This window comes from Mesorhizobium sp. WSM4844 (genome assembly GCF_055811775.1).
The window spans coordinates 135757-150879 of sequence record NZ_JBVVQB010000004.1 but is presented as its reverse complement, the minus strand read 5'-3'; the positions used below and the strand labels follow the sequence as shown (position 1 = coordinate 150879).

Genomic DNA, 15123 nt, shown 5'->3' with positions numbered 1-15123 from the left:
TCCCTCAGAGCGTCGCCAGCCGCGAATTTGTCATGGCCGTTCCATAGGCTTGCCGCAGCGTCCGCTTCTCCTCCAGCGCAATGATGACGCTTGTGGCAAAATCCGTCTTGTACATGACGGCGAGCCGTGTCAGCCCGCCTGGCGTGAAGACGTTGATCTCCAGAAGCTTGTCCCCGACGATGTCGAGCCCAACCAGAAACATGCCGTCATTGATCAATTTGGGGCGCACCATCTCGGCAATGCCCAACATCGTGCCTGTTACCTTGACTTTGCGGGCTGTTCCGGCGGCATGGATATTGGACCGGACGTCGCCCTTGGCTGGAAGGCGGCGAAAGGCTGCGTAATTGCCGTCGCGCACCAGCGGCAGACCGTTCATCAGGAAAAGACGCACGTCACCAGCCTTGGCCTCCGGAATGTAGACCTGCGCGATGAGATAGCCGTCACCGCTGGCCGCTTCGAAAATCTGGTTGAGGTTGGAATCGGTGGGCGTTGCAATATGGAAGACGTTCTTGCCACCCGATCCTTGGAGTGGCTTGACGATGCAGCCCTTCGAGTGTTTGTCGATAAATGCGCGGATCTCGGTAATGCTGCGCGATATCAGGGTAGCCGGCCTGACCGCCTCGGGAAAAGACTGAAGGTAGAGCTTGCTCTGCGCCTGTCCCAGGCCATCCGGATCGTTGACGACAATCGCGCCGCGAGCCGCCGCGAGCCGCCCGAACATAACGCCTGCGTTGGCGGCCCATGGCCGATCGGTGGCGTCCAGCGATGGATCGTTGCGCAGAAACACAATGTCGATATCGCTTATCGCCAAAGTCTTTTTCTGCTTCGCTGCATCCTTCAGGGCAGCATGCAGTCTGTCGGACGTCTTGTAGGAAGCATCCGGCAGAACCGCTACGCTGACAGCCAGACCGTCATCCGGACGCAGTATGAAGTCGCCTGGTTCAACATAGACAACGGAATGGCCGCGCTGGACGGCGGCCAGCGCCAACGCTGTCGTCGTGTAGGCGGGCGTCTCGCTCTCAATGGAATTGACAAAGAACGCAATGCGCATCGAGGAGACTCCGCTCAAGTTTCAACCATATCGATCGGACCGATTCCCGCCATCGCTTTCTTGAGACGCGGACGCGCCGCGTCGGAAGAGAGGAACGCGGGCTCGAGGCGCGGCGCCCGCAGCAAGCCGCGCGCGTTGAGTTCCTGGATCGCTCCGAAATGCGCGGCGGAGATCTTGCCGATCCAGAACGGCGTGAGGCTGCCGCCGTCCTTCAGATGATCGAGGATCTGCACCATGCCCCGCAGATAGATGGCGTCCTTTGCAAGGCCCCCGCCTCGATAGACACGCAGAACGACGTTGAAGGCGCCGCGATCATCGAGACCGAAATCCCTGTGGAGGATGCGGAAGGTCTCTTCGAATGTTGCTCCGTCGAGCATCGCCTGACAGGCGATAACCCTGGCCGCGATCAGCCTCAACCGCGCTGCGGTCATGCCGCCTACCAGATATTCCGCCAGCACGGCCAGTCCCTCCTGCATGCCCTCATAGCCGGCGAGTCCGTTGCGGAAAATGGCGAGCCCCTGCGCATCGCCGTTGAAATAGGTCAGCAGATGGACACCGATCTCGTGACTGAGCAGCGCAGTCAGACGCTCCGGTGGAAGGTTGGTATCGCGTGAAACCAGCAGCCGGTTTCGAGAGACGAGGAGGCCGGCCGGCAGGTCGCCGCGGATCTCCACGGAGGCATCGAATTCGGGATAGGCTGCCCGGTAGCCGGCGATCATGTCTCGCGCGGCCGCGGCGACAGCGTCGGCGCCCAGGCCCTTCTGCCGGGTGGCCGACGCAACGCTAGGCGCCTTTTCGAGAATGGCGCGTGCTCGCGCCGCCAGGCTCGGCTCGACGCTACCATAGAGAGCTCGTCCGAGTTCGACGAAGCGAGGCGTTTCGCGCGCCGCGAGCATCGACAGCTGGAGATCGAGTTCCTGCTGCTTTTGCGAGAGCAGCGTGGTCAGCAGCGGATCTTCCAGATGATCGAGCGAGACCGAATAGAGCTTCCGTTTCTGGCCGGCGACCTCGAACTCGAGCGGCCTGTAGAGCAGTACGGGCACACGCTCGAAGGCGCCTGCCTGGAATTCCAGCCAGGCTGGTTCGGCATTGATCGGTGTGACGGCAAGCAGAAAATCGAATGTCGACGCGACGTTGTCGATCGCCCGATCAGCGCGCACCACCGCGTCGATATAGGCGCGCCGCCCCAGCGAACGATGGGTTGCCGGCTGTTCCAGCCTTGATGCCTTCAGGAAGGCGCTGACGGCCTGAAGCGCGGAATCGACCATGTTGGCGACGACAAGGTCGTGGAGTTCGGGGTAGACGCGCTTGGTTCCAGGCACCCGGTAAATCGGTGCGAAACGTACCGTCAAGCACGCCGCATCGCCGAGATCATCCAGAAGCCGTGCTTCGGCGCGTGTCGTGGGGTTGAGTTCGTCGACGCGGGGCGTGCGGTATTTTGCTTCGCGTGCGGACGCAGCGGTGGCGAAGCGCTTCAGTGCCGCCTTCTCCGCCGCCGTGTCACCGCAGGCCAGCGCAATCTCGAAGGGCGGCAGGAACGGAACATCTTCGGTCAGGAACCGGTCTTCGGCCAACTCGCCGATGTCCAGCATGAGGAAGGCGCCGCAGTGATCGCGCAGCCTTCGCACCACCAGCCGCGCGGCCTCGCGGGCGAGGCCGATGTCGGCCGCGATCAGATAGGACGCGTTGGCGGAGACGGCATGGAATGCCGCATCCTGATGCGACCCAACATGGACACACAGAAAGGGCAGCGGCCGATCCATGTGCAAACGGTTGCCATTGCCGAAATCGCGGCGGATTGGCTTGCCGTCCCGCAAAAGCGCGTCCAGGTCCGATTCGATTTGCGCCAATGGAGGCGCGGGCTCAACGAGCTTGGGCTTCATCGCATGGCCCGCAGCGCCGACTCCAGGACGGGCACCGTAGACGCCAGCATGGCGCGCAGCCGCTCGATTGTTCCCCAGTCGGGTTCGCCACTCCATTCGTCCATGAAAATCTTCTTGAACTCGACGGCGATGGCACACCCGGTTTCCGGAAAATTGGCATGGACGAAACGAGTCTGTTCGCCCTTGCCCTGGAAGGACACATTCTCGCGCACATCGATTGGCTCGCCGTTGAGACGCTGGCCGCGAAGCGTCTCGATGAAAGCGTCGACGACCGGTGCCCAGCGCTCGCGGTCCATGGAAGACGTACCGATGTTGATGTCGGGCGCGACGTCACGGGACGTAGGCATAGCCTCCCGTCCGTCGCGCCGGTGATTATAACTATGGACGTCGATGAGAACGAACCCGCCATGGCGCTTCTCGATACCGGCAAGGACACGGTTCAGCTCACTGTAGAAGGCGTCGTGAAAGGAGAGAGACTCCGTAACGATGTCCTCGTCCGGCTGCTCTCGCCAGACTTTCAGGCCCCAGGACTGGTCCGGCGACCGGTAGACCGCAGCGTCTCGCGCACGGTTCAGATCCACTTGGAAGCGTGACCGATGAACGATGATCTGGGTAGGAAAATCGGCGATGAAACGCTCGGTGAACGGGTCCTCTTCTCGACGCCGGTCGGGATCGGAGAGACACATGAGCGATCGACAAGCCCTGCCAACGTCGGTGCCGCTGTGGATAGCTGTACCGACTATAGGCGACTCTCCGAGCTTGATCGTCCAGCCTGCCGGTGATCCACCCGGATCATTGTTGCCCGGATCATTGTTGGAAGTCATCGTGTTCACAGTCCATCGAATGCGTGGAGAGTGTGGACGGTTCCAATTCATCGAACAAGCGATCGTTGGCTCGCCCTGGATCAGCAGGCTGAACCGTCCAAAAACGTCAGCCGAAGGTGGCCGACGGCTTCAGCCGAACGTCGCCAGAGGCTCAGTGCGGACCTCGACCCACTCGCAGCGCCGGCTGTCGTGATAGAACGACAGGAAGGGCCGCGGGAACGATGGGTCGGCGAAAGCCCCCACCGGAATGGCGATCAGACCGGGCTGGACATCGATCCGGTAATGGACAGTGGTGCCGCAATCCGGGCAGAAACTGTAGATGACACGGCCGCCTTCGTCGCCAACGCGCGTGAACTCCGCCGCTCGTCCCTGGATCGACACATCATTCTCCGCAAACCGCGCATTGAAGCTGAACGCGCTGCCGGTGCGCCGCTTGCAAGCCAGGCAATGGCAGACAGAGACGCGTACAGGCTCGCCCGAACAGGTGGCTGACAGCTGACCGCAGGAACATTGGGCGCGGCGCGTGACCATGGCTGGCCCCTTTCAGCGAACATCAATGGGTTTCGGCATGGGTCCTGAGCTCAGCCCTCTTCTGGTCGGAGACGACGGCAAGGTCGAGCACCTTCTGCAATTCGGCCGCGTGGCGGAACGACGGCTCGGCCTGGACGCGGTTGCGCACCGCATCGACAAAACGCTGGTAGTTGGTCGGCACCGTTCCGGCATCGAGAACCTGCCATTTTGCGTTCTCGATGTCCTCGCCCATGCACGCTTTCAGTTCCGAGTTGGTCAGATTGTGCACGACCTCGATCCCACCCTTGTCGCCATAGATGCGCAGCCGCAATTCGTTGAGATGGCCGGTTGCCCAGCGGCTGGCATGGACGACGCCAAAAGCGCCGTTGCTGAAATCCAGCGCCATGGTGAAACTGTCGTTGGCGTCGAGCTCGTACTCGCCGATCCGGTTGCCGGGCGCCTTGTCGAAGGACCTGAGGCGGCAGAACACATGGTCGATGTCGAGCGCCGCGCCATAGCTGGCGAAATCGAGTATGTGGATGCCGACATCGCCCAGCACGCCATTGGAGCCGTGGCCGCGCGACAGCCGCCACAGCCATTTCGGATCCGTGCGCCAGTCGCCCCAGAACTTGGAGACCAGCCAGCTCTGCAGATAGGATGCTTCGACATGCCTGACCTGGCCGATCTCGCCGGCAAGCACCATGGTGCGCGCCCGCTGCAGCGGGGCGACGTTGCGATAGGTCAGGTTGACCATGTTGATGATGCCGGCTTGCTCGGCGGCATCGGCCATTTCACTGGCCCGCTGGTAATTTTCGGCCAGCGGTTTTTCGCACAGCACTGGCTTGCCCGCCGCGATCAGCATCATGGTGGTCGGATGGTGGATGCGGTCTGGCGTCACGTTCGCCACCGCGTCGAACTTGTCCCATGCGAGCGCGTCTTCCAGCGACGCGAACCTGTTGGGGATTGCGTAGCTGTCCGAAAACTTGTCGACACGCGCGCGGTCGAGATCGACGGCGCCGACCAGTTCGACGCCTTCGATCCTGCTGAACTGCCTGGCGTGTTCCTCCGCCATCCAGCCGGTGCCGAGTATCAGGAGACGCATGATTCTTATCCTTAGGATGAGGCCTTATCTTCTTGTTCGATCATGGTTTTTCAGAACCGAAGGTTCGCGACAGCGGTCTAGCGAAAACCGGCTTCGCCCGCGGCATGGAGCTTTCCGCCGCGCTCGACGATCGGCTCGAGCGCCTTTTCCACCGGCACGTTCGGCGCATCGAGGATGGCTGGATGCGCGCCCTGCGGGTTGTGCGCCCATTTCACCGCATTGCGCAGCACCTTTTGGACATTCGCGTCGTGATAGGTCGGATAGGTCTCGTGGCCGGGCCTGAAATAGAAGATGTTGCCGGCGCCGCGGCGCCAGGTCAGCCCCGACCGGAACACTTCGCCGCCCTGGAACCAGGAGATGAAAACCGTTTCCAGCGGTTCCGGCACGGCGAACTGCTCGCCATACATCTCCTCGTTCTCGAGCTCGAAATACTCGCCGATCCCGGCGGCGATCGGGTGGTTGGGGCTCGTTACCCAGAGCCGCTCGCGCTCGCCGGCCTCGCGCCATTTCAGCGTGCAGGGCGTGCCCATCAGCTGCTTGAAGATCTTCGAGAAATGGCCGGAATGAAGCACGATCAGCCCCATGCCTTGCCAGACGCGGCGCGCCACGCGCTCGACGACTTCGTCGGCGACGGCGCCATGGTCCTTGTGTCCCCACCACACGAGGACATCGGTTTGCGCCAGACGGTCGGCCGGCAGGCCATGCTCCGGTTGCTCAAGCGTCGCCCACGATACGGAAATTTCGGGGTCGAGCTTCAGCGCGTCGGCGATCGTTGCATGCATGCCCTCGGGGTAGATCCCCGCCACCACCTCATTGGTCCGCTCATGGATATTCTCGCCCCAAACGACAGCGCGTATCGTCATGACATTCCTCTTGATCGGTTGAAGCCGCCGCCCCGGTCAGGTCAGTCATAGTATCCTCGGCCGGGAATGAAAACGGTTTCGAGGCTGGCTGCTGACAATTGGCTGGAATTCCGGCGGGACAGCGCCCCCTCTGTCCGGCAGGACAGATGGGGGCGCGAAGGAGCGCTACATCAGCGGCTTGCTTAGCCGCGCACGACGAGGCGTTTGATCTTGCCCTTCTTGAACGCGGCGAGGAAGCTGGCGTAGTCCTTGAAGACGACGCAGCCGCTCGATTCCCCGCGGCGGCCGCGCAGCAGGTAGGTGTGCGCAAGAAAGCCGTCCCGGCCAAATTTGTTCTTGCCGTCGATAGGAGTGAGACGCAGCGCCTCCACCCCATGGAAGCGCGATTCACGCAGCCTCAGATCGTAGGTGTGGGGCGGCGTCGGGCCGGCATTCTTCCGGTTGGCGTAGCGCGCCTGGTCGGCCATCGAGCCCAGTCCCGAATGCGCCTCGAGCCGCGAGCCGTCCGGCATATAGACGGTTTTCGCCGAGATGTCGTAGACGGCGACGCCGCTGCCGGGCTTGGTGAACAGGTTGCCGAAGACCCCGCCGCCCCCCGCCGGGCTGTCGGGTTTGGCATAGGCCATCATGTCTGCGGCCTTCGATCGCTTGGCCGGCTTGCCCGGCTTGCCCGGGCTGCCCTGCATGTCCTCTTGCATGCTTGGTTTCGCCGCCGGTGACGAACTCCTCGGCGACAAGGCTGGCGCCCGGGGCATCTCGACCTGCGGCGCGGCGGCGGTCTCCACCCTGTTGGCTTTGGATGGCTGAGACTGGGCTTTGGCGGCCTTCGATGCCTGGACCTTGGGCGCATTGGCCTTGGGTGCCCTAACCTCGGGTGCCCTAACCTCGGGTGCCTTGACCTCGGGCGCCTCGTCTGACTGATCGATTTCCGCCTGCGGACGCCAAGTCGGCAAGGGAACGCTGCCGGGCATTGCGTCCTGCGGCGGCAGCGACGCCATCTGCACCTCGCCCTCTTGCGTGGCAGCAGGATCGGCCGTCGTCGCCTGCGGCAGCACGTCGATCATCGCTTCCGGCAATGCATTCGCAAGCGCCAGCGCCAGCCGGGAGGATCGGTCGATTTCCGCAATCTCGGGCCCGAAGCGCACGGACGCGGGACCATGCTGATCGGCCAGGCGCACCGGCTCCGCAAAGCGCTGGTCCGTCGGCAGACTGACGACCGCAAACCGCGCGGCCCCGCCGGAGGCGCGGGCAAAGGCAGCAGCAATCTTTTGCGGCGATAGCGCCGCTTTCGCCACCACGCTGTCGAAGCGCGATTGCGGTGAGATTTCGGCGACAAGCTGCACAGCATCCGGCCGCGCTAACGGCTTGAGACGCCCTACCTTGTCTTCATGCACGAAGCTCGCGGCGGCCTGCGCGCAGCCGGCATTGCATCGGCCGAGCAGCGACGCCTCACGCTGCCGGCTTGCCAGTGACGGCGCCCACGAATTGGCCCGTGGATTGACAAGTGTGTGTCGGGGATCGGCGAGCGCCATGGAGCGCGGCGCGAGCAGGTTTTGCGGAAGACTGCTGGAGGCGGCGGTGAGCGAAGTTCCCACCGAATGGAGGCCGGCCACGGTCGCAGCCGACCACAGCGCGATCGCAGCGCCAACAACTGGAATCGCGACCCAGCGCAAGCCGGGCCTCATCGAGGGCAATCCACTGTCAGGATTGTCACCCCGGTTATTAAAACGCATCAACGCCATACAACCAAACCTCAATCGGCCTTGCGGCATGCGGGCTCGCAGCCGTCACAATCACAGTCGCCTGGTGCCCCCCGGCACGCTTCACGTCTGTTGCCGATTGAATCAAAAGATGGACAAACTTGGTTAACCAATCCCTCTACCGATCGCCGATTGGGCGAAGGTCGATATCAAAAAAAGTTCCCTCCAAAACTATGAAAATGGCGGAAATGCCCGCCGTATCAGGCTTTGCTGCCCGTTTTTGCCGGTCGAGTCAAGAAACCGAAAGGATTAGACCTTGCCTGGCCGGCCAACTGAAGGCCGTTTCGGGATAAAAAAGCCTCGCATCACCATGGTCGTCTCCGCGGAGGCCCAGTTGCCGGCGCCGCCTTGCATACAGGTAAATTCGCTTGTGCTAATATACTTCGGTCATGCACATTTGTGCGTCAACAAAGGGAGGATGCGATGGAAACCATGACTCGCAGGTCTGCAATTGCGCTCGGCGTCACGGCCGCCGCGGTAACGCCATTGTTCGCTTTGGGGACGCCTGCAAGTGCAGCCAAGCAATACGGCCCGACTGAAGGCAAGGAGGTTGCGCCCGGCGTCAGAGTGGTGGAGGTCGGCACTGGCAACTCCGACATTCCCGCTTACAAGAGCATCTCAATCGTCGACTTTGTCTTTCAGCCCGGAGCAGTGGCTCCTGAAGAGGTCATGGACAACGACATGGTCTGCACGATCGCTGCCGGCGAATTCACGATCAAGAAAGCAGACAAGGAGTTCAAACTCAAGGAAGGCGACATGTACACTTGCGCCAAGGGCAAGACCGACGGTGCCACCAACACAAGTGCCGTGGTCGGCGTGCATCGAATTGCGATCTTGATACCTGCCTAGAGCAATTCCAGGAAAAGTGTGCTACGGTTTTCCTGGCAAAAGCGCATAGCGCTTTCCCTAGGGAATTGCGAAAAAACAAATAGCTAGAGCGGTTCAGCGAACGGCTCTAGCGCATGATCCGAAACGAGGCCCGCGTCCTCCGTTGGAGGCGCGGGCCTTGTCATGCCTGCGCAGACTATGCGGCACGCTGCGCTTCCATCGGCCGCAAATTCTGGTTCATGCGGAACAGGTTCAGCGGATCATATCGCTGCTTGATTTCCAGCAGCCGCCGATAGTTGCCGCCATAGGCTGCTTCGACCCTGTCGACCTCGTCCCCGGGCATGAAGTTCACATAGGCCGTACCGGCGGCATAGGGCTTGGCTGCTTCATAGAGACCCCGCGCCCAGTCGATGCAGGCCTGGTCCATTTCCGGTTCGCGCCAGCGGGCGTGGACATTCATGACGTAGTGCGCGCTGCGTTGCGGAAACGCCGTTGCATCCGCTGTCACCCGGCCCGCGGCACCGCCGACATGGCCAATGAAAATCTCGCATTCGGGGCCGGGAAGCCTGGGTATCGCCGCCGTGACGACCCCCACCGCGCTGTCGGAAAGCTCGGTGAAGTCATGGCTCTTCCAATAGTTGCGGGCGCCAGGCGTCAGCAACGGATCGAATGCCTGCTGCCAGCCGGTGAACGGGTTGGGACCGACCACGTCTGCAATCGGTGTGCCGATGGCGCGAAGCGTCTGTGTCGCCTTCTCACCCTCCTCAAGGTCGCCGCAATAGCACATGGCCAGGACCAGCACCTCCTTGCCATGCCATTCGGCCGGCAGGAACGGCAGCGGCGGCGCCTGCCGCATGACCACCCAGCAGGTCAACTCATTGGGCGCTGCTTCGAGCGCCGCTCGGTATTCCCGCAACACGTTTTCGGCATCGGCGAAGGGATGAACGACAAGCCCCGACAGCACCTGCGGACCGACTTGGTGGAGCTTGAACTCGAAAGCCGTGACGATGCCGAAATTGCCGCCGCCGCCGCGCAGCGCCCAGAACAGATCCGGATTTTCGGTCTGGCTGGCGCGCAGCAGCTTGCCGTCGGCGGTAACCACATCGGCGCAGAGAAGATTGTCGATGGTCAGGCCGAATTTCCGCGTGATCCAGCCGAAGCCGCCGCCCAGCGTCAGGCCCGAAATGCCGGTGGTCGAGTTGATGCCGGTCGGCACCGCCAGTCTGAAGGCCTGTGTCTCCGCGTCGACGTCGGCGAGTGTCGCGCCAGGTTCCACCCATGCCCGCCGCGTCGCCGGATCGACCCGCACCGACTTCATCGGCGACAGATCGATCATCAGGCCGCCGTCGCAGACTGCGCTGCCGGCGATGTTGTGGCCGCCGCCGCGAACCGCGACGAGCAGCCTGTTTTCCCTGGCAAAATTCACGGCGGCGATAACGTCGGCGGCACCGGCGCAGCGCACGATCAGCCCGGGACGCCGGTCGATCATGGCGTTCCAGATGCTGCGTGCCTCGTCATAGGCGGCGTCGCCTTCCCTCAGCACGGTGCCACGCAATTGCGCCGAAAGCGCCTCCAGGGCCGCGGCATCGACCGTCGTCTTGCCGGGTTCAAGCGTGGTGAGGCTCATACTGTCCATGGCTTTCCTCCCGATGTTTTTGAGCCGTTTTTCCCTACACCCGTCTCGAAGTGTGCCCTTATATTAGAAGCCGCGCAAGTTCCTAGTCGCTTGCTGAACGGTATCGCGCAACGCGCATAACGGTCAGCTCTCATTGAGGTAAAAAGCCGGGCAGGCCAGGCCGAGATGAGTGCTGGATCGCTGTAGACGATCTCGTCGGTTCGATCGGAGGAACTACGCAGCGGTCGGCGGAGTTAGGCGTATGAGCAACCAATGCAGAGGAGAGCTCTGATGGCACCGCGCAAAAAACCCGACGTTTCGCCCGAAGGCCCGACCATCGAACAGCAGGATTGGGACGCGATCAAAGGCGGTAAGATTCTGCCAGACAGCGTGCCGGGAAACGGCGACATCCGTTACGACCTCGAGAAGGAGGCTGAACTGCCCGAGGAAGACGACGACAATCCGTACCAGGAGAGCGACGAGGCGCTGCCGGACGACGAAGAGGAACGCGCCCTCTCGCGCAACCCCTCGAAGCAGGATATCGACGAGCCGTGAACGGGGCAACATTCAATAGCGCGGCCAGCCGCGCGGTTCCGGTCCAAATTCCGTGAAAGTTCGCTCCAGCGACAGAAAAGGCCCACGGGGAGGAAGCGCGGGGCCTTTGTCCGAATGCCGGTGCGAACGGCATTCACAGTCGCTGGAGTAGAACGACTGCGCTTCCAACCGTGGCCGGCGGATGTTTGTTCCATCGAAACCGAAAAGAGATGGTGCTCGTTCGCTGTTTCGCCAGCATTGCTGCCCAGCATTGCTGCTTGGATTGCCATCGGCCCCGACCCGTCGATCACGATTTCTGTCTGACGGAACAACTCCAAAAAAAGCTCGTTGGATAATCATGATCGCGCCCAGCGATGCAACTCCAATGGAGAGCCACCATGATGAAAAAAATTCTTTCTGCAACCGTACTCAGCATCGCCCTTGCCACTTCCGCGATGGCGCAATCAGACGGCACTGGATCCGGCACCACCGATCCGGGAGCGGCCACCGGGACAGGCACTGGCACCATGGCTCCCGGCACCGATAATGCAACTCCTGCCGATCCGAACGTAACCGGTTCAACAACCGACGGCGGCGACGGCATGGGTGATCGGTGCAAGGAAACCGCAGGCGCCGATGCGAATACAAACTCCGCCAGTGGCACTGCAACTGCAGACATGGAGAATTGCCCCAAGTGAGCTAGCGCTGTTGAGGTCGCGACTACCCTTGGGAGCGGACGAACCCGCACCACCTGTCAGACAAAGCCGGGAACCGGCTTTGTCTTTCCGCTCAGTTGCGCGCCTAAGGTCAGCGCTTGTGGGAAATTCCGGACAATCGCCGCCATCCAGGTTGCGCTGCCTGGACTAACGGCAATCCCGGCAAGTGCGGCGGCGGCGTAGACCCGCGTTGAAAACAGACTTTTCCAGGCCGCCTCGTAGCGTCTGCCGGCCATCTCCCGCCCTGCGCGGCCGTCTGGCGCGCAAGAGAGTTCGCAAGCCAGCAGCCAGCCGGACTGAAGCGCCATCGAGATGCCCTCGGCGATGACAGGGTGAGACTCTCCGGCTGCATTGCCGACGCGAAAGATGTCGCGTTCGTAGCCGGAGCGAATTCCCGGCCGGATCGGACCTGCGGCAAGCCACGGCCCGTCGACGTCAGCTGACTCTAGTGCATCCCTCACGCCCCGACAGGATTCCATCAGATGACGGGAGACCGCCTCGGCGGCCGACAAATGGCTCTGGTGGCCGGGGTGTTTGCGCAACTGTGCGAGCATATCGCGACGAATGCAGCAAGAGATCGACAGCCGGCCATGATCCGCCGAAACCATGCCGCCATAACCGCCAGGAAATATCAGCAGGGGCATGAAATCAGGCGCCAGGGACGACCCGGTGAAATGCGCCTTGAAGCCGAACAGGTCCGAAGGGCGGTTGGTCTTTCCAAGCTGGCTGGGCAGCGGTCCTGGCTCCCAGGAGCCGTGTGCGGCGACAATCACCGGCGCGCGCAACATCGTCGTTTCAATTTCGGCTTGAATTCGCACCAATTGCGCCTCGCCATCTGGGTCGATGGCGACGGCGCGGCAAGGCTGAAAGATCTCGACGCCAGCCGATCGCGCCGCCTGCAAAAGCAGACAGTCGAAAACATCCCGGCCGAGCGCCCTGCCGAAACCATCTTTTTTCTCGCGGCGCCCATCCTTTGCGGGAGGCCCGTCTTTTGCAGGAGGCCCGTCTTTTGCAGGAGGCCCGTCTTTTGCAGGAGGCCCATCCTCTGCGGGAGGCATTGGCGCCTCGGCGCAGGTCTCGCCGGAAAACAAGCCGACGCGGCGGATTTCGGGGCCGGCATTGGCACGCCAGGCATCGCCGATCTCCAGCTGGTCCAGAAGCGCAAGATTGCTTGCCGATATATATTCGCCGCAGACCTTGCGGCGCGGGAACACGCTCTTTTCCACAATAGCCACGGCCCATCCGCACCGGGCAAGCGTCAGCGCGACGGACGTGCCCGCCGGGCCGGCGCCTATGATGATCGCGTCATGGGTCGACAATCGCGTCATAGAACATGACCGGCGCTGGCGCCGACGAAAATGTGGGAAAAAAGGCCGGCGCGCCGTTCCTCGACCGGTTTGCCGTTTGCCGCGAGCCAGAGACCGGAAAGCTCGTTGCCGCGAAAGCCGGCACGCACACTTTGAGCCGCGTCGTTTCGTGTGACGTCATTGGCGCCGATCGCCGGGAGAAGACGGGTCGCGGCCAATGCGAATTTGGCCCGCAACGGTTCTGTCGCCAACAGCAGCGGAGCCTTCGGCGCCATCAGCGAAAACAGACGCACGAGCCCGGCATCGTCGAAATGATGCAGAAACAGATTGACGGTGATCGCGTCGAACCGCGTGCCCTCATTCTTTCTCGCCCAGTCGAAGACATCGGCGGCGACGCCTTCGACCGTCCATCCCAGCCCGGCGAAATCACCACGCAATTGCGCGGTGATGAGGTCGACGCGGTCGAGCATTACCAGTTCGACCCCAGGCCAATGCCCGGCCATGCGCCGCGCCAACGCCAGCATGAAGGAACCATCGCCGGCGCCGATCTCCAGAATCCGGCGCGGCGGCCCTGGCACGAATTTCCTGAGCAGCGACGCCATGATCCTGGCCTGAAACATCAGCGCGTTGATGCGGCGGAGGTCACGACGCGCCGCAAGCGCTCGCGGATCGTCGGCCGCAAGCCCGTCGAGGATTTCCGGCGCAAGCTGGCGGTGCTCCAGGCTGCTCATGACGCCGTTCGGAAAAGCATGGTTTCGGCCGCCAGCCCGGGTCCGAACGACATGCCGCAGCCGAGCATGCCTGGTGGCGCCTTCAGCATCTCTTTCATCACGAACATGACGGTCGCCGACGACATGTTTCCATATCGGCGCAACACCTCGCGCGATGGCTCCAGCGCGCTGGGCGCGAGTTCCAGGGCCCGTTCGACGGCGTCGAGCACCGAGCGTCCCCCCGGGTGCACGGCCCAGAGGTCGATCGCCTCGCTCGGCCGACCACCGAGGATGGCGTCGTGATTGCTCCGCAATGCTTCCTGGATTGCTGCCGGGACCTGGCCGGAAAGAACCATTTCGAAGCCGTGGTCACTAATGCTCCAGCTCATCAGATCCCGCCGCTCGTCCGCCACGATGCCGTAGAAGCTTTCGAGCTCGATGCCGTGCGGCTCGGCAGTGACGAGCGCAGCCGCACAGCCATCGCCCCAGAGGCAGAACGACAGCAGCTTTTCCAGTTCGCTGGTTTCCCGCAGGTGCATCGTGCAGAGTTCGATATTGACCAGCAGGACCCTGGCCTGCGGGTCGGAGCGGACGATGTGGCGGGCAAGCTTGAGGCCGTTGATCGCCGCGTAGCAGCCCATGAAACCGATCATCGTGCGTTCGACCGTGTCCGGCAGGCCGCATCGCGCAACCAGCTCCAGGTCGATGCCTGGCGCTGAAAAACCGGTGCAGGTGGTAACGATGAGATGGGTGATGCGGGAAGCGCCGCCACCAAGCTCCAATCCGTCGACGCCTTTTTGCGCGAGAACAGGTGCGGCATGACAGAACATTGCCATTCTCTCGGCCGTTCCAGGAAAGGCGCCCCGGATGAACTTCCCGGCCAGATCTGCTGATGGTCCTTCGGGGTCGCCGGCAGGTGCAAAGCAGGAATAGCGGTGCTCGATGCCGGCAACGTCAACCATGCGTTCGAAAATTCTTCGGCGATCGGCCGCAAGCATGGAGGCGGCGAAACGCAGATAGAATTGATGAACCTCGTGCTCCGGCACCGCTGTCGCGATCCGGTTAATATACGCTTTGGCCGGCATATTCGGTCTCCTCGGCGTCGCGCACGGTATTTTTCAGGACCACCACCGGAGGTGCTTGGTCATCGGCACCAGGTGTCGGGCAACAGGCATTGAGTGTTGTTGATGAACGTTTCTGAGAACTGATTTCATCCCACCTGTGCTGTTGCCAGGCGATGCTGCGGTTCGCCGGCATGTAGGAACATAGGCTCCATCACCGAGGCATCAACCGAAGTGCCCTCGCTTCGGGCCGCGGCGCCATTGCTTCCGGCCCTCGGTAGGCACTGTCTTTTTGCTGATCGATGGAACATTAGCGAATACTAACGATTGTAGGATGACAGCGAGTATCTCCCGGATAT

At 62.3% G+C, this 15123-nt stretch carries 14 protein-coding genes; 3 read left to right on the top strand and 11 right to left on the bottom strand.

Features of this window, described 5'->3' with window-relative positions:
* Positions 1–4 precede the first annotated feature (4 nt).
* The 7 genes from AC0L2A_RS05695 to AC0L2A_RS05665 all read right to left on the bottom strand — a co-directional run bounded on the left by AC0L2A_RS05695 (position 5) and on the right by AC0L2A_RS05665 (position 7906).
* Complete coding sequence (locus AC0L2A_RS05695; protein ID WP_287174071.1) at positions 5–1051, bottom strand: glutathione synthetase; 1047 nt, start codon at positions 1049–1051, stop codon at positions 5–7.
* Positions 1052–1065: 14 nt separating this feature from the next.
* On the bottom strand, positions 1066–2934 hold the full coding sequence (locus tag AC0L2A_RS05690) for a flavohemoglobin expression-modulating QEGLA motif protein (protein ID WP_353682224.1): 1869 nt from the start codon (positions 2932–2934) through the stop codon (positions 1066–1068).
* The gene (locus AC0L2A_RS05685) at positions 2931–3758 is read right to left on the bottom strand and encodes an N-formylglutamate amidohydrolase (protein ID WP_473607916.1); all 828 of its coding nucleotides are present in this window, start codon (positions 3756–3758) and stop codon (positions 2931–2933) included. Before AC0L2A_RS05685 ends, AC0L2A_RS05690 begins: the two co-directional genes overlap by 4 nt.
* Before the next feature lie 129 nt (positions 3759–3887).
* A complete protein-coding gene (locus AC0L2A_RS05680; protein WP_473510447.1) occupies positions 3888–4289 on the bottom strand; it encodes a GFA family protein in 402 nt (133 codons plus the stop codon).
* A 22-nt stretch (positions 4290–4311) separates the two neighbouring features.
* Positions 4312–5370: a Gfo/Idh/MocA family protein gene (locus AC0L2A_RS05675; protein WP_473510445.1), complete on the bottom strand. Its 1059-nt coding sequence runs from the start codon at positions 5368–5370 to the stop codon at positions 4312–4314.
* A gap of 77 nt (positions 5371–5447) precedes the next feature.
* Entirely contained in the window at positions 5448–6233 is a 786-nt protein-coding gene (locus tag AC0L2A_RS05670; protein ID WP_128166634.1) for a ThuA domain-containing protein, read from the bottom strand.
* 182 nt (positions 6234–6415) lie between these two features.
* On the bottom strand, positions 6416–7906 hold the full coding sequence (locus tag AC0L2A_RS05665; protein ID WP_473607917.1) for a DUF2778 domain-containing protein: 1491 nt from the start codon (positions 7904–7906) through the stop codon (positions 6416–6418).
* A gap of 510 nt (positions 7907–8416) precedes the next feature.
* Between AC0L2A_RS05665 and AC0L2A_RS05660 the strand changes: the two genes are divergently transcribed.
* On the top strand, positions 8417–8842 hold the full coding sequence (locus AC0L2A_RS05660) for a hypothetical protein (protein WP_473607919.1): 426 nt from the start codon (positions 8417–8419) through the stop codon (positions 8840–8842).
* Between the two features lie 175 nt (positions 8843–9017).
* Here the strand turns inward: AC0L2A_RS05660 and AC0L2A_RS05655 are convergent, their stop codons facing one another.
* Entirely contained in the window at positions 9018–10457 is a 1440-nt protein-coding gene (locus AC0L2A_RS05655; protein WP_473607920.1) for an FAD-binding oxidoreductase, read from the bottom strand.
* A 270-nt stretch (positions 10458–10727) separates the two neighbouring features.
* Here AC0L2A_RS05655 and AC0L2A_RS05650 point away from each other — a divergent pair, with 270 nt between their 5' ends.
* Positions 10728–10991, top strand: coding sequence for a hypothetical protein (locus AC0L2A_RS05650; RefSeq protein WP_292595669.1), 264 nt, complete (start codon positions 10728–10730; stop codon positions 10989–10991).
* Positions 10992–11368: 377 nt separating this feature from the next.
* Entirely contained in the window at positions 11369–11668 is a 300-nt protein-coding gene (locus tag AC0L2A_RS05645; protein ID WP_091600377.1) for a hypothetical protein, read from the top strand.
* A gap of 56 nt (positions 11669–11724) precedes the next feature.
* Here the strand turns inward: AC0L2A_RS05645 and AC0L2A_RS05640 are convergent, their stop codons facing one another.
* The 3 genes from AC0L2A_RS05640 to AC0L2A_RS05630 are packed head-to-tail and all read right to left on the bottom strand — an operon-like array spanning position 11725 to position 14788.
* A complete protein-coding gene (locus AC0L2A_RS05640) occupies positions 11725–13014 on the bottom strand; it encodes an NAD(P)/FAD-dependent oxidoreductase (protein WP_473607921.1) in 1290 nt (429 codons plus the stop codon).
* Positions 13011–13724 (bottom strand): methyltransferase domain-containing protein, encoded by a 714-nt coding sequence (locus AC0L2A_RS05635; RefSeq protein ID WP_473607923.1) that lies wholly within the window; start codon positions 13722–13724, stop codon positions 13011–13013. The genes AC0L2A_RS05640 and AC0L2A_RS05635 overlap by 4 nt, the downstream gene beginning before the upstream one ends.
* A complete protein-coding gene (locus tag AC0L2A_RS05630) occupies positions 13721–14788 on the bottom strand; it encodes a type III polyketide synthase (protein WP_473607924.1) in 1068 nt (355 codons plus the stop codon). Before AC0L2A_RS05630 ends, AC0L2A_RS05635 begins: the two co-directional genes overlap by 4 nt.
* Between the last annotated feature and the right edge of the window lie 335 nt (positions 14789–15123).

Coding starts and splice junctions, on each gene's coding strand:
- AC0L2A_RS05695 (WP_287174071.1), bottom strand. CDS start 1,051: ATGCGCATTGCGTTCTTTGTCAATTCCATTGAGAGCGAGACGCCCGCC.
- AC0L2A_RS05690 (WP_353682224.1), bottom strand. CDS start 2,934: ATGAAGCCCAAGCTCGTTGAGCCCGCGCCTCCATTGGCGCAAATCGAA.
- AC0L2A_RS05685 (WP_473607916.1), bottom strand. CDS start 3,758: ATGACTTCCAACAATGATCCGGGCAACAATGATCCGGGTGGATCACCG.
- AC0L2A_RS05680 (WP_473510447.1), bottom strand. CDS start 4,289: ATGGTCACGCGCCGCGCCCAATGTTCCTGCGGTCAGCTGTCAGCCACC.
- AC0L2A_RS05675 (WP_473510445.1), bottom strand. CDS start 5,370: ATGCGTCTCCTGATACTCGGCACCGGCTGGATGGCGGAGGAACACGCC.
- AC0L2A_RS05670 (WP_128166634.1), bottom strand. CDS start 6,233: ATGACGATACGCGCTGTCGTTTGGGGCGAGAATATCCATGAGCGGACC.
- AC0L2A_RS05660 (WP_473607919.1), top strand. CDS start 8,417: ATGGAAACCATGACTCGCAGGTCTGCAATTGCGCTCGGCGTCACGGCC.
- AC0L2A_RS05655 (WP_473607920.1), bottom strand. CDS start 10,457: ATGGACAGTATGAGCCTCACCACGCTTGAACCCGGCAAGACGACGGTC.
- AC0L2A_RS05650 (WP_292595669.1), top strand. CDS start 10,728: ATGGCACCGCGCAAAAAACCCGACGTTTCGCCCGAAGGCCCGACCATC.
- AC0L2A_RS05645 (WP_091600377.1), top strand. CDS start 11,369: ATGATGAAAAAAATTCTTTCTGCAACCGTACTCAGCATCGCCCTTGCC.
- AC0L2A_RS05640 (WP_473607921.1), bottom strand. CDS start 13,014: ATGACGCGATTGTCGACCCATGACGCGATCATCATAGGCGCCGGCCCG.
- AC0L2A_RS05635 (WP_473607923.1), bottom strand. CDS start 13,724: ATGAGCAGCCTGGAGCACCGCCAGCTTGCGCCGGAAATCCTCGACGGG.
- AC0L2A_RS05630 (WP_473607924.1), bottom strand. CDS start 14,788: ATGCCGGCCAAAGCGTATATTAACCGGATCGCGACAGCGGTGCCGGAG.